Source organism: Acinetobacter sp. YH12076 (genome assembly GCF_013419525.1).
Taxonomy (GTDB): domain Bacteria; phylum Pseudomonadota; class Gammaproteobacteria; order Pseudomonadales; family Moraxellaceae; genus Acinetobacter; species Acinetobacter amyesii.
In genome coordinates this window covers 182359-196153 of the sequence record NZ_VOZY01000006.1, presented here as the reverse complement: position 1 = coordinate 196153, position 13795 = coordinate 182359, and the positions used below count along the sequence as shown (strand labels likewise).

The window sequence follows — 13795 nt, the reverse complement described above, 5'->3', positions numbered from 1 at the left end:
TAAATTTGCTTATGTCTTTTGAGTTAAAAGTCAGTTTACTCCCGAGTGCTGAAGCTTTATCCCCACAGCATAATAAGCTGAATAAACTGATTGAGCAAATCGAACAGCAAAAGCTAGATTTAGATCTTTGGCAAAATGCCAAAAGTGAAATTCAGAGTTATATCCAACTCAAACTTGTGCCGATTTATCGTGATTTGCATGCGGTGTACTACCGCCAGCTTGCACAGCTTTGGTTGCACATACAGCAAGAAGACTTTGCCAAAGCAGACTTAGCACAGCTGGATGCAAAGCTTGCGAAACTGGCTAAGCAGCTAAAAAAATCCATCTATTTAAATACTGCCGAACTTGAAAAAGTCACTGAGGTGGATGCCTTTTATCAGCAGCATCATGCGCATAATCAAAAGCCAAATAAAAAGGCCAAGTCAGCCCAAGCTGAAAATATAAAAGCAGACTTTCATATTGATGCTGAACAAGTTGAAAGCGAAGTTTATGAAGAGTGGGATACAGAACAGTATCAACGTGAGAAAGAAGAACATCAGCGTAAACGCCTAGCGCAAAAACGTGAGCAAGCTGAAAAGTTAGTGAACCAATCACTAAAAACCGTGTATTTAAAAATTACCGCCATGATTCACCCAGACCGTGAACCTGATGAAACAAAAAAAGCTGAAAAAACCCAGTTGCTCCAAGTGGTGAACCAAGCTCATGAAGCACAGGATTTATTTTATTTATTAAAGCTGCAATTACAGCTTGAGACCAATAAAGGCAAAAGCCCAAAAGCCTTAACAGATGAACATTTAAAGTTTTATAAAATGGCGCTTGAAGCGCAAAGTCAACGCTTAGCCAGTCAGATCGATGACATCACGGATAGTTTCCACTGGAGTGAAAAAACGAAGCCGAAAAATATACAGGTAAAAGATGTGTTTAAGGTGATTGATGGTGATGTTTCAGTGTTGAAAGAACAAGTGAGGTGGGAAAAAGAACGACTGAAATATATGGAGAAGGTGAAAGGGTTGGAAGTGTTGTTGGAGAATGGGGTTTTATAAAAGCACGTTTCCCTAACCCTCACTTGCGCTTCGTTTTAAAGCAGTGCTTTAAAACTCGCTCAGGAGAGGGAGCTGCATCTAATTAAATACCGTCAATCGGCTTAATAATGAATATTCCCTCTCCTTGTAGGAGAGGGCTAGGGAGAGGTTATAAAATTTGATAATCTAAATAAAATAATAAAAACAAAACTTAATGAACAATAAACTAGACCCCCAACTTTTAAAATTCGCCAAATACATGCGCCACACCGCCACCGATGGAGAACACATGATGTGGCAAGTACTCCGTGCCAAGCGTTTTATGAATCTTAAATTTCGTCGTCAGCATGTGATTCAACCATATATTGTGGATTTTTACTGTCATGAAATTGGTTTAGTGATTGAGTTGGACGGTAGTCAGCATGGGTCTGATGATGTGATTGAATATGATGCTGAACGAACCAAGTTTTTGGAGGCTTTGGGTTTAACGGTTGTACGGTATTAGAATCATGATGTATTGAGGCAAATGGATGTGGTGTTGGAGGATTTATCAAAGGTGTATTTTGACCCAAAATTTAATAAATGATGAGATTTTAGACAATAAACTGACTTAAAAAATAAGTTATGTTATTTTTAAACTTGATATTTAATATGGTGGAGGCTTTGTGCTTACTTTTAGAGATGTTGTTGATTTAGTAAGTAATCATATAATTTTTAAAATAGTGGTGATTATAATATTATCCGCATTCATTTGGGTTCCTTTGTCCTGGGTAGTGTTTGAGAAGGTCATCTATGCACCTAAGTTAGAACAGGGTAGGCAGCAAATTTCTTATTTAGAAAAAGATATGCAACAACTTCAAGCTAAAAATGAAAAAAATCAACAAATCATTGAGAATTTTCAATCAAATAATAAATCTATTGAAAAACAATTAGGTACCGTTGTATTTAAAGATTTAGAAATTAATAACAATAAGAATAATATTTTTGATTTGAATGAAAAATTAAACTCATGTATTCAAGAAAAAACTCACTTAGATGTACAAATAAAGGAATTGAGCAATGTTATTAATGTAAAAGATAAAATGATCGAAAATTTGAGTGTTAATGAAGGAGTTATCACGCAGATTAAATCATTACAGAAGGAAAGACATGATTTACTAAATCCGGGAATCGTAGTATTTAGAAATGAGAGTAGTAAAGAGATTGACCTTAAAGCTGAATCTTTAAATAAACAAATAATAGATTTGCAAAAATCTATAACTTGCAAAAATTAGAAGAAAGATTTCAAACTACTGATTGATATCCTTAATTTAGGTTATGACTTAGTATAATTTTTTTCATATTATCTTACTCGTTATATTTTAATATTACTAATTTTACAATTTTTATATCAGCTATAAAAAAATCCCCTCACTAAGAGGGGATTTTTTTGTATCAAACCACAGCCATTAAAGCGCTGCAATCTGCTCCATATTCGCTTTAATTTTCGCTAATTGGTCAGCAAACTCAGCAAGTTTCACTTTCTCGCCTTCAACCACAGCCGCAGGTGCTTTAGACACAAAACCTTCATTTGCAAGCTTCGTTGCAATTTGGTCATGCTGTTTTTGAACCTTGTCTAAGTCTTTTTGCAAACGACCCAATTCCGCTTTCGGGTCAATTAAACCCTTCATAGGAACGAATACAGACACGTGACCTACAACAGAAGACGATGACAATGGTGGTTGTTCAGCATCAGCCAAGAAGGTAATGCTTTCAACTTTTGCCAATGCCTTAAACAACGGTTCAATACGTGAGATTTGCGCTTTTTCAGCTTCAGTGGTGTTTTGAAGAAGAACAGGCAACAAGCGAGCATTACCAAGACCCATCTCACCACGGATGTTACGTACCGCACCAATCAAACCTTGCAGCCATTGCATATCTGCTTCAGCTTGTTCGTTAATCAATGCTTGTTCAGCAACAGGGTACTGAGCCAACATGATTGTTTCGCCAGAAATGTTCAGTTTCGGCGCAAGCGTTTGCCAAATTTCTTCTGTTAGGTAAGGCATCAACGGATGAGCCAAACGTAAAGATGCTTCCATTACAGCAAGAAGAACACGACGTACTTCAGCTTTACGCTCAACTGATACGTTTTCATCATTTAGAACAGGCTTAGTCAGCTCGACATACCAGTCACAGTATTCATTCCAAATGAACTCGTAAATTGCTTGTGCAGCCAAGTCTAAACGATACGTTGCAAATGCTGTTTGCACCGCTTGTTCCGCTTTTTGCAGACGGCTCACGATCCATTGTTCAGGCAATTCCCAAAGGTCTTGACGTACTTCTTGACCAATCACTTGCTCTTCGCAGTTCATCATCACGAAACGGGTAGCGTTCCAGATTTTGTTGGCAAAGTTACGGTAACCTTCAACACGTTTCATGTCGAACTTGATGTCACGACCTGTGTTTGCAAGCGCACAGAATGTGAAACGAACAGCATCTGTACCGTAAGATTGAATACCTTCAGGGAATTCTTTACGGGTCGATTTTTCAATCTTCGCCGCTTGTTTCGGGTTCATCAAACCTGTGGTACGTTTTTGTACTAAAGTTTCAAGATCAACACCGTCAATCAAATCTAATGGGTCAAGCACGTTGCCCTTAGATTTAGACATTTTCTGACCTTCGCCATCACGAACCAAACCATGTACATACACAGTTTTGAACGGAACTTGCGGTGTGCCATCTTCATTTTTCATGAAGTGCATGGTCATCATGATCATGCGGGCAACCCAGAAGAAGATAATGTCGAAACCTGTTACCAGTACATCAGTCGGGTGGAAAGTATTTAAGAAATAGTTTTCTTTATCTTTCGCAGCGTCGCCAGTCCAACCTAGAGTTGAGAACGTCCAAAGACCAGAAGAGAACCATGTATCAAGCACGTCTTCGTCTTGTTTCAATTCAACTTCAGGCGCAATGCCATTTTTCGCACGAACTTCAGCTTCGTCGCGACCGACAAATACGTTGCCTTCAGCATCGTACCAAGCTGGAATACGGTGACCCCACCATAATTGACGTGAGATACACCAGTCTTGAATGTTGTTCATCCAAGCCATGTACATGTTGCTGTATTGCTCAGGAACGAATTTAATCTCGCCATCTTTAACTGCTTTAATCGCAGGCTCAGCAAGCGGAGCGATCTTCACATACCATTGGTCAGTCAGTAATGGTTCAACGATCACACCTGAACGGTCACCACGAGGTGGCTTCAAGGTATATGGTTGAATTTGGTCTAACCAGCCTTCAGCTTCCGCTTGAGCAACCAATTTTTTACGTGCTTCAAAACGTTCTAAACCAATGTAATCCGCAGGTGCAGGAATGGTTTTAGAAATTTGCTCGCCCGCTTTTGCGATGTATTCAAACTCAGCAAGAACTTCAGCATTTTTGTTGAAGATATTGATGATTGGAAGTTCACAGCGTTTGCCCACTTCATAGTCATTGAAGTCGTGCGCAGGGGTGATTTTCACACAGCCTGTACCAAATTCTTTGTCTACATATTCGTCTTTTACGATAGGAACAGCACGGCCTGTAATAGGTAGGATGATGTTTTTGCCTACAAGCGCTGCATAGCGTTCATCATCAAGCGCAACCGCAACAGCTGTATCGCCAAGCAATGTTTCAGGACGAGTGGTCGCCACAACAATGTGATCTTTGCCGTCATGGGTGCGGATTGATTTGTCTTCAAAGAAGTATTTGAAGTGCCACAGTGAACCTGCTTCTTCTTTATCAGACTCAACTTCCAAGTCAGAAAGGGCAGTTTGTAGTTTAGGGTCCCAGTTCACAAGGCGTTTACCACGGTAAATTAAGCCTTCTTCATGTAGCTTAACAAACACTTCTTTAACGGCATTTGATAAACCTTCATCCATGGTGAAGCGTTCACGTGACCAGTCTACAGATGAGCCTAGACGACGAATTTGACGGGTAATGTTCCCGCCAGATTGTTCTTTCCATTCCCACACTTTTTCGATGAACTTTTCACGGCCAAGGTCGTGACGGCTGATGCCTTCAGCACCCAATTGACGTTCAACAACCATTTGCGTTGCGATACCTGCATGGTCGGTACCCGGCTGCCAAAGGGTATTTTTGCCAGACATGCGGTTATAACGAGTCAACGCATCCATAATGGCATTGTTGAAACCATGACCCATATGCAAGCTACCAGTGACGTTTGGTGGCGGAATCATAATACAGAATGAATCACCTTTTTGAGATGGCTTGAAGTAGCCTCTCTCTTCCCAAGTCTTGTACCATTTTTTTTCGATCTCGGTCGGATCGTAGGTCGTAGCAATATTTTGCGCTGAATCAGTCATAGTCTAAACAGATCAAAAGTGGATAAAAAATTAGATCTATTGTAGCAAAAAAAATGGTGAATTAGGGATGTTGGGCGAATGTTAACTTTTAGGATTTGGCAGTAAATAAAAGAGTCCGTATGATAGGACCTAAGATAAGAAGTATCCATTGATCCCAAAACTAAGATAAAAGGAGCAATATCAAATGACTTATTCTATTTCTTTAAAGATTCAACCTACGACATATCAACGTTTTGAGACGATTCATCAAAAACTCAATGCAGGTGAAACAGAAAGTCAGTCCAAAGCCTTAGGGGATAATTTAGCGGATATTGCATGTGAAATTTTAGATCAAGTTTTTGGCCAAATGGCGCGCATGAATAAGTCTGGAGACAATGAATCCGAAAAAATTATTCAGCAAATACGTGAAACGACCCGTAAATATATGCCGTGGTCGGTGTCTTTTTTCAGCAATGACCGCCTTGTACCGATGGTAAATTATTTATATGGACGTTTTTACAGCGAAGATGGTCAGCATTATATGCATTATCCGATCGATGCCTCTTTAGCCACCGACTTGCTTGCCTATGTCAGTCAAATGAAAGAAGGGCAGAATCAATATGTCCCACTCGCATTGAAGGCATTTACACAAGTGGTCGATGCCGGGGTGACGCATTTGGTGCGAGAACCAAAAAAAATGCTGAAATTTAATATGGTGGTGGATAAAACTTTAACCGGTGTCATCAATCTCACCACGCAACTCGGATATAAACGCTTCGATAAACTCGGCAAAATTTATGATGCACAATCGATGAGTCAGTACTTTGATCATTTTATGGTGTTTTTGAACAATGAGCCTGTACTACGTAAAGCATAAAATACATATAAATGAATAAATTAGTTATTTAAAAGGATGTCAAAATGGCAAAACGTGATGATTTGAACGGAAAAGTGGTATGGATTACTGGGGCATCGTCAGGTTTGGGTGAAGCTTTAGCAAAAGAATGTGCTTTGCAAGGGGCGCAGGTCATTTTGACCGCACGTCGTTTTGAAGAGTTGGAAAAAGTCCGGGTTTCATTATTACATCCAGATCAGCATCTTTCAGTGTGTGCCGATATTACCAATGAAGAACAAGTTCGCCATGCTTATGAACAAGTCCTTGCGCATAAAGGCCGAATTGATTGGCTAATCAATAATGCGGGATTGAGTCAGCGTGCATTGATCACGGATACGACCATGCAAACTGAACGTGCCATCATGGAAGTAGATTATTTTTCTCAAGTCTATTTGACTAAAACCGTTTTACCGACTTTTATAGCGCAAAAGTCGGGTCGAATTGCTTTTGTTTCAAGTGTTGCAGGCTTATTAGGGACACAGTACCGCGCGACCTATTCTGCTGCAAAAGCTGCTATTCATATGTGGGCAAACAGTCTACGTGCAGAAGTGGCAGATCAAGGGGTGGGCGTATCGGTGATATTCCCCGGATTTGTCAAAACCAATGTTTCATTTAATGCACTCAATGGTGCAGGCAAGCCACAAGGGCATCAGGATGAAGCCATTGAAAATGGTCTAGAAGCCAATGAGTTTGCCGAAACGGTGGTGCAATCTTTGCAACGTGGGGAAGAATACATCGTGGTGGGTGGTTCTAAAGAAAAGCTCGGTGTTTGGGTATCTCGATTATCACCGACAACGTTATATAAAATGATTCGTAAAACCAAAGTGAAGTAAATTTTATCAAGTTTAAATAGTTTAAAAGTCACTCTTAACAGTGACTTTTTTAATGAGTAACGAGATTATAAGAAATGAAAAAGAATAATTTTAACAAATGGGGAATAGCCATCATTTTGTGCGCAATCATTGGTGCAATCGGTACAGTGGCATATTTTTATTTTAAACAGAAAACTCAAAAAATTGAGCAGAAGTCAACGCTCGAAAAGCCTGAAAAAGAAATAGGAACTCTATCAGAACCCGTTACTGAATCTGTTGAGATTGAACCTAAAGTTGAAGCGGCGAGTGCAGAAGTTGTTATGCGAGGACCAAATGAGGGGTGGTTACCGATCGAAGCACTGTTTGATGAAAAAGGATTATTGAAGTCTGAGTATTACAGTCAAAATCCTCAAGATTCAGATGTTGATAAATTACCTTATAGCTCGAATAAAATTGGTGATTTTAAATGGCGAGCTGAATTTCATCCTGTTGATGATTTTAAAGGCGATCAGGCTAGATTCAAAGATCAATGTTTTGGATATTGTGTTTTAGTGAAAGGTAAGTTGCTGACCAGTGTTGAATCGACTGTATTTACGGGAGCATTTATTGCGAAAGATCATTTGATCGAAGTGATTGCACATAAGGGGAGTGGCGCATATATGCCTGTCAACTATAGCTTTATCAAAATCGACAAAGCTGGTAATGCAGAGTTAATCTCAGATGATCATAATTCTTACAAAGATCAATTGGCTCGTATCAATCATTCGGGACTCGAGATTGACTTAAAACCATTTAGAAAACTTCAATATTTTCTTCTAATGAATGAAAATGGTTTAAATGTGTCGATGCAAAAAACCAATAAGGTGGATGTCGAACCGACTCAGTGTAAAGAGTATTACGAAGGAACATTAGAGGCATGTCCAACTTTATATGGATGTAAAGCTGACATTGTGGTGCAAGATCTGGCACGTGCTTATGCTGGAGATGTTGCATTTAGTTATCATGATCCAAATATTGATGAAAAGAAATTTAATGAAGTTTGTTTTAAAGTTTGTCGCAATGAAAATGTGAGTTATGAAGAGTTTGAAAACACATTGTGTAAAGTAAATTAAATAGTAAAAATGAATTGGGGAGAAGTAGAGAGATCAGATGTCTCTCTTTTGAATTGCTGTTCCATACGCAAAGACTTCGACCATGCCACCTTGCATACCCAACTCAGTGGTGCTTAAACGTAAGCCCATAATTTGGTTTGCGCCCATCTTTTCAGCTTCTTGCTTTAAACGCACCACGGCTTCACGACGTGCCCGATCGACGATGCTTTCATAACTGGTTAAACGTCCGCCAAAGAAGTTCTGAATATTGGCAATCACATATTTAAAATAATCATGTGAAATCACTACATTACTTGAAATCAGTTGTCCGAATTGTTCAGTAGTTTTAAAGCGGTTGTTGTCTATGCGAATATGCGCCAATCGCTTTTCTTGAGCTTCGAGTTCTTTGAGATGTTTTTGTTCGATATGGCGACCGAAGCCCCAACCAATACAAAAGAGCACCACAAAGATCAGGACTTTAAAAATAAAGGCATCCATGACTTAGTCCTGAGTTGGAAATGGGTCTGGGAGTTTTGCTGAGTTGGCTTCTACGCGAACAGCCGTGCCATACACAAATAATTCAGAGGCGCCTTGAGCAATATTTGAGGTTGAAAAACGGATACCGACGACCGCATTCGCGCCTAAGGCACGTGCTTTGTCAATCATACGGCTCATAGCTTCTTGACGGGATTCTTCGAGTAGTTCTGTATAACCTTTGAGTTCACCACCCACGATATTTTTTAGGCCAGCCATAAAGTCACGACCAACATGTTTACTGCGGACAGTACTGCCATAAACGACATCAAGTTGTTGTGTAATGGTATGACCCGGAACAGATTCAAGATTACTTAAAAGCATTTTTAGTTATCAATATAAAAAGGTGAATTGAAGATAGGAAACTCTTCAGCAAAAAGCAATATGTTCATTTTTATTTTGTAGCTCCGATTTAAAAATGAAAAAGCCCACCGAAGTGAGCTTTTCAAATATTACGGGCTAGGCTAACTCAAATTATTGTTTTGATGCAGCTTTACGCTCAGCAGTAGAAGGTTGGTATTGCACAGCATCAGAAGTGTTGGCTTTGATACCACCACCAAGTGTTTTATACAATTCAACTTGATTGTTGAGATTTGCTTGTTCAAGCAACAACAAACCTTGCTCAGCTGCATAAGATGCACGCTGCGCATCCAGTACAGTTAAGTAGCTATCAATACCAGCACGGAAGCGAGCATTTGATAGTTTGTACGTTGTGTTGGTTGCATCAACTAAACGGCGCTGTGCTGCAATACGGTCACCAATGTTTTGGCGAACTGCAAGCGCATCATTCACTTCACGGAAAGCTGACTGAACTGATTTTTCATAATCAGACAATGCAATTTTCTGGTCAGTTTCAGAAACTTTAATATTTGCCTGACGTGTACCCCAGTCGAAAATTGGAATATCTAGGCTAGGGCCAGCAGACCATACAAAGTTGCCTGATTTAAATAGATCACCTAAGTCCGTTGAAGCATAACCCGCTGAACCTGTCAGACTAATCGTAGGGAACAGACGTGCTTTAGCTGCACCAATGTTCGCACCAGCAGCAGACAGTTTATATTCAGCTGCACGTACATCTGGACGGTTGTTCAACAAGTCACTTGGAATACCTGAACCAATGGTATTGGTCGAAGTAATTCGACTGACACGTTGATTTGGCAGCAAGTTCGCAGGCACTTGTTGACCCACTAATAGGTTCAATAAGTTTTGCGCTTGAGCAATTTGAGTCTTGTAATTCGCAACATCATTACGTGCAGTTTCTACAGAAATTTGAGCCTGACGAACAGGAACTTCACTGTCAATACCGACATCAAAACGCTTTTTGTTGAGGTTGTAAGATTCAAGCTGAGCCTTTAAGGTTTGATCCGCAAGCTTCAAGTTTGAGTTAGCGTATGCATAGTTTAACCATGCTTGAGCCACTTGACCGATCAACGCAATTTGTGTTGCATCACGGGCACTTGCAGTTGCAAGGTAACTGTCTAAAGCATTGTCTTTTAAGCTACGTACACGACCCCAAAAATCAAGTTCATAGGCAGTGACACCTAAACCGACATTATAAGAGGTGATAGGCTTTTGTGTATTCAACGTGTCTTGACGAAGTACACTACCACTTGCACCAATGGTTGGTAATTGACCATTGGCAGTGATTTGATACTGTTGCTGTGCACGTTCAATATTTAAAGCAGCCGTACGTAGGTCACGGTTATTGGCTAAAGCTAAGTCAAGAACTTGTACCAGACGTTGGTCAGCAAAGAAATCTTTATATCCTTGTTCAGCAACAGAAGTACCAGAAGCACTTGCTGTGTAGCTTTCGGGGATATTGGTCTGAACAACCGGCTCTGGACCACGCATGCTTTGGCAGGCAGCCAAAGCAAGCGCAAGTGAAGAAACCGCAATGCTACGACCTGCAATAGACCATACATTTTGCATCACGATAAATGCTCCTGATTATTTTGTTGTTTTGGTTTGTACTTAAAGATACTTCGGATCCATACATAGAACACAGGAATAAAGAAGATACCAAGTAGGGTAGAACTGATTACGCCACCCAATACACCATAACCTACGGAGTGCTGACTACCTGCACCTGCACCCGAAGAAAGGGCAAGCGGAAGTACACCAAAACCAAAGGCTAAAGTGGTCATGATAATTGGACGTAGACGCATTTTAGCGGCATGCAATGTTGCGTCAAACAGATCTTCACCTTTTTCTTGAAGTTCTTTGGCGAATTCTACGATCAAGATCGCATTCTTCGCGGACAAACCAATGACGGCAATAATAGCCACCTGGAAGTAAATGTTATTCGCCAAGTTTGGATTTTTGAAGAACACCATTCCAAGGAAAGTCAGTAATAACGCACCCAATACACCTAATGGTACAACCAGTAATACTGAGAACGGAATAGACCAGCTTTCATACAAGGCAGCAAGACATAGGAAGACGATTAACAATGAAAGTGCGTATAAGAATGGTGCTTGTGCGCCAGACTCACGTTCTTCTAGAGATAAACCAGTCCATTCATAGTCAAAGCCTTGAACGCCCATCGAAGGAAGTTTTTGTACAATTTCTTCCATCGCTTTCATCGCATCGCCCGAACTTACACCCACACCCGGTGAACCTTGAATGTTCACAGATGCGATACCGTTATAACGTTCAAGACGTGGTGAACCATAAGTCCATTCGCCAGTAGCGAAGGTCGAGAATGGAACCATTGTGCCTTGGTTGTTACGGACATACCACTGGCTCAGGTCTTCAGGCATCATACGTGCCGCAGCCTCACCTTGTACATAGACTTTCTTCACACGACCACGGTCAACGAAGTCATTGATGTAAGAACCACCCCATGCCATACCCATTGTGGTGTTAATCTCAGAAATACTCACACCCATTGCACCAGCTTGAGCTTGGTCAATCGTGATTTTGTACTGTGGTGTATCTTCTTGACCGTTAGGACGAACACCCATGAGGCGTTTATCTTGAGCAGCCATACCGAGTACCATATTACGGGCATCGATAAGTTGTTGATGAGTTTGACCTGCAGAAGCTTTTAACTGCAAGTTGAAGCCGGCAGTTACACCCAATTCAGGCATTGCTGGTAATTGGATTGGCATGATGTATGAAGCATCCTTCACGATCATGTTCAATGCCATACCACGTTGAATAATCGCACCCACTTGAGATTCAGGTGATGTACGGTCTTCCCAATCTTTTAACTTGATGAATGCAAGACCTGCGTTTTGACCTACACCTGTGAACGAGAAACCGGCAACACTGAATACAGAATCGACATATTTTTCTTCGTTTTTCAGGAAGTAATCGGTCATTGCAGTGACAGTTTTATCCGTACGCTCAAGTGAGGCATTCGGTGGTAACTGTACCAGTGTCATTACAACACCTTGGTCTTCTTCAGGTAAGAATGATGATGGTAACTTTTGGAATAAAAGCACTAACAACCCGATTACAACTGCATAAATCACACCAGAGAAAATCTTGTGGTGCGTCATGAAGTTCACGCCGCCTTGGTATTTATGCGCAACTTTATCAAAAGAGCTGTTAAACCAACGGAAGAAACGGGCAAAGATATTGTTGCTTTCAGGTTTGTTTGGATCATGTTGTTTCAACATGGTCGCACATAGGGCAGGGGTAAAGGTCAATGCCACAATCAATGACAGAATCATTGCTGTTACCAGCGTGATTGAGAACTGACGATAAATTACACCTGTCGTACCACCGAAGAATGCCATCGGCACGAATACAGCGGTTAACACAGAGGTAATACCGATTAAGGCACCCGAGATCTGTTTCATTGAGATTTCAGTTGCAGTCACAGGGTCAAGATGATCTTCGACCATGACACGTTCAACGTTCTCTACGACAACAATCGCATCATCCACGAGGAGACCAATCGCCAGTACCATCGCGAACATGGTGAGTGTGTTGATCGAGAAACCAAACATGTTAATGACAGCAAAAGTACCCAATACCACTACAGGTACAGCCAATGTCGGAATAATCGTTGCGCGCCAGTTCTGTAAGAACAAGAACATCACAAAGAATACGAGAATCACGGCTTCTACAAGGGTATGTACAACACTTTCAATCGATAACTTAATGAATGGAGTCGTATCAAATGCAAGCGTGTCTTTTAAACCTTCAGGGTAGTTTGGACGTAGTTCTTTTAAACGTGCTTCAACAGCTTCGGCTGTATCTAATGCGTTTGCACCAGTTGCTAGTTTGATCGCTACACCACCAGCAGGTTTGTTGTTGAACTTAGAGTCAAACTGATAGTTGTCAGCACCTAATTCAACACGTGCAACATCACCTAAACGTACCTGAGCACCATCACTACTGTTACGCAGGAAAATGTTTTTAAACTGCTCTGGTGTTTGCAACAAACTTTGTGCTGTAACTGTCGCGTTCAGTACTTGACCTTCAGTTGCAGGCGCACCGCCTAACTGACCAACAGCAACCTGAGCATTCTGTGTACGGATAGCCGCAGCCACATCACTCGGTGTAACTTTCAGGTTTGCCATTTTGGCTGGATCTAGCCAAATACGCATCGCATAAGAACCACCGAATACTTGGACTTCACCTACACCTGCCACACGGCTGAGAGGTTCAGAAATATTCGAGTTTACATAGTCCTTAATGTCGTCCGCAGTCAACTTACCTGATGGTGAGTGGAATGCTACAACTTGTAGGAAGCTTGCGCCAGATTTGGTGACTTTTACACCTTGACGCTGTACATCTTCAGGTAATAGCGCTGTCGCAGACTGGAGTTTGTTTTGGACTTGAACTTGGGCGATATCTGGATCGATCCCTTGTTCAAAGTTCAATGTAATAGATGCTTGACCATTACCCGCACTGTTTGACGAAATATAACGTAAGCCATCCAAACCATTCATTTGTTGTTCAATGATTTGGGTTACGGTGTTTTCAACTGTTTCTGCAGACGCACCAGGGTAAGTCGCAGAGATTGAAACCGTTGGCGGCGCAATGGTCGGATACTGTGCAATTGGCATATTAGATAGCGTGAGTACACCCGCCAACATAATCACCAATGCAATCACCCACGCAAAAATGGGGCGATGAATAAAGAATTGAGCCATTCAGTCTACTC

The 13795-nt window shown here is 41.0% G+C and carries 10 protein-coding genes and 1 pseudogene; 6 read left to right on the top strand and 5 right to left on the bottom strand.

The window, feature by feature from the left end; all coding sequences use genetic code 11:
- Positions 1 to 11: 11 nt before the first annotated feature.
- The 3 genes and pseudogenes from FTU22_RS07920 (at position 12) to FTU22_RS07910 (ending at position 2296) form a co-directional block, all read left to right on the top strand.
- Positions 12 to 1043: a molecular chaperone DnaJ gene (locus FTU22_RS07920; RefSeq protein ID WP_180093805.1), complete on the top strand. Its 1032-nt coding sequence runs from the start codon at positions 12 to 14 to the stop codon at positions 1041 to 1043.
- Positions 1044 to 1236: 193 nt separating this feature from the next.
- Positions 1237 to 1524, top strand: a pseudogene (locus FTU22_RS07915) (endonuclease domain-containing protein); the annotation flags it as partial.
- Between the two features lie 163 nt (positions 1525 to 1687).
- On the top strand, positions 1688 to 2296 hold the full coding sequence (locus FTU22_RS07910; protein ID WP_180093795.1) for a hypothetical protein: 609 nt from the start codon (positions 1688 to 1690) through the stop codon (positions 2294 to 2296).
- 174 nt (positions 2297 to 2470) lie between these two features.
- On the opposite strand, the gene FTU22_RS07905 is transcribed toward FTU22_RS07910, so the two are convergent.
- Entirely contained in the window at positions 2471 to 5365 is a 2895-nt protein-coding gene (locus tag FTU22_RS07905; protein ID WP_180093793.1) for a valine--tRNA ligase, read from the bottom strand.
- Positions 5366 to 5549: 184 nt separating this feature from the next.
- Here FTU22_RS07905 and FTU22_RS07900 point away from each other — a divergent pair, with 184 nt between their 5' ends.
- The 3 genes from FTU22_RS07900 to FTU22_RS07890 all read left to right on the top strand — a co-directional run bounded on the left by FTU22_RS07900 (position 5550) and on the right by FTU22_RS07890 (position 8163).
- The gene (locus FTU22_RS07900; RefSeq protein ID WP_180093791.1) at positions 5550 to 6221 is read left to right on the top strand and encodes a hypothetical protein; all 672 of its coding nucleotides are present in this window, start codon (positions 5550 to 5552) and stop codon (positions 6219 to 6221) included.
- 44 nt (positions 6222 to 6265) lie between these two features.
- Complete coding sequence (locus FTU22_RS07895) at positions 6266 to 7072, top strand: SDR family oxidoreductase (protein ID WP_180093789.1); 807 nt, start codon at positions 6266 to 6268, stop codon at positions 7070 to 7072.
- A 74-nt stretch (positions 7073 to 7146) separates the two neighbouring features.
- Entirely contained in the window at positions 7147 to 8163 is a 1017-nt protein-coding gene (locus FTU22_RS07890) for a hypothetical protein (protein WP_180093787.1), read from the top strand.
- A 33-nt stretch (positions 8164 to 8196) separates the two neighbouring features.
- Here the strand turns inward: FTU22_RS07890 and FTU22_RS07885 are convergent, their stop codons facing one another.
- The 4 genes from FTU22_RS07885 to FTU22_RS07870 all read right to left on the bottom strand — a co-directional run bounded on the left by FTU22_RS07885 (position 8197) and on the right by FTU22_RS07870 (position 13784).
- Positions 8197 to 8640 carry a YbjQ family protein gene (locus FTU22_RS07885; protein ID WP_180093785.1) on the bottom strand — a complete coding sequence of 148 codons (444 nt, stop codon included), beginning with the start codon at positions 8638 to 8640 and terminating at the stop codon, positions 8197 to 8199.
- A gap of 3 nt (positions 8641 to 8643) precedes the next feature.
- Positions 8644 to 9000, bottom strand: a complete 357-nt coding sequence (locus FTU22_RS07880; protein WP_078192212.1) for a YbjQ family protein — start codon at positions 8998 to 9000, stop codon at positions 8644 to 8646.
- Between the two features lie 150 nt (positions 9001 to 9150).
- Positions 9151 to 10605, bottom strand: coding sequence for a multidrug efflux RND transporter AdeIJK outer membrane channel subunit AdeK (adeK, locus tag FTU22_RS07875; RefSeq protein WP_180034600.1), 1455 nt, complete (start codon positions 10603 to 10605; stop codon positions 9151 to 9153).
- The gene (locus FTU22_RS07870; protein ID WP_078192210.1) at positions 10605 to 13784 is read right to left on the bottom strand and encodes an efflux RND transporter permease subunit; all 3180 of its coding nucleotides are present in this window, start codon (positions 13782 to 13784) and stop codon (positions 10605 to 10607) included. Before FTU22_RS07870 ends, adeK begins: the two co-directional genes overlap by 1 nt.
- Positions 13785 to 13795: the final 11 nt, after the last annotated feature.

Bases quoted from the DNA above. Each gene is read 5' to 3' on its own strand.
- adeK (WP_180034600.1), bottom strand. From the start codon at position 10,605: ATGCAAAATGTATGGTCTATTGCAGGTCGTAGCATTGCGGTTTCTTCA.
- FTU22_RS07880 (WP_078192212.1), bottom strand. From the start codon at position 9,000: ATGCTTTTAAGTAATCTTGAATCTGTTCCGGGTCATACCATTACACAA.
- FTU22_RS07890 (WP_180093787.1), top strand. From the start codon at position 7,147: ATGAAAAAGAATAATTTTAACAAATGGGGAATAGCCATCATTTTGTGC.
- FTU22_RS07905 (WP_180093793.1), bottom strand. From the start codon at position 5,365: ATGACTGATTCAGCGCAAAATATTGCTACGACCTACGATCCGACCGAG.
- FTU22_RS07870 (WP_078192210.1), bottom strand. From the start codon at position 13,784: ATGGCTCAATTCTTTATTCATCGCCCCATTTTTGCGTGGGTGATTGCA.
- FTU22_RS07895 (WP_180093789.1), top strand. From the start codon at position 6,266: ATGGCAAAACGTGATGATTTGAACGGAAAAGTGGTATGGATTACTGGG.
- FTU22_RS07885 (WP_180093785.1), bottom strand. From the start codon at position 8,640: ATGGATGCCTTTATTTTTAAAGTCCTGATCTTTGTGGTGCTCTTTTGT.
- FTU22_RS07920 (WP_180093805.1), top strand. From the start codon at position 12: ATGTCTTTTGAGTTAAAAGTCAGTTTACTCCCGAGTGCTGAAGCTTTA.
- FTU22_RS07900 (WP_180093791.1), top strand. From the start codon at position 5,550: ATGACTTATTCTATTTCTTTAAAGATTCAACCTACGACATATCAACGT.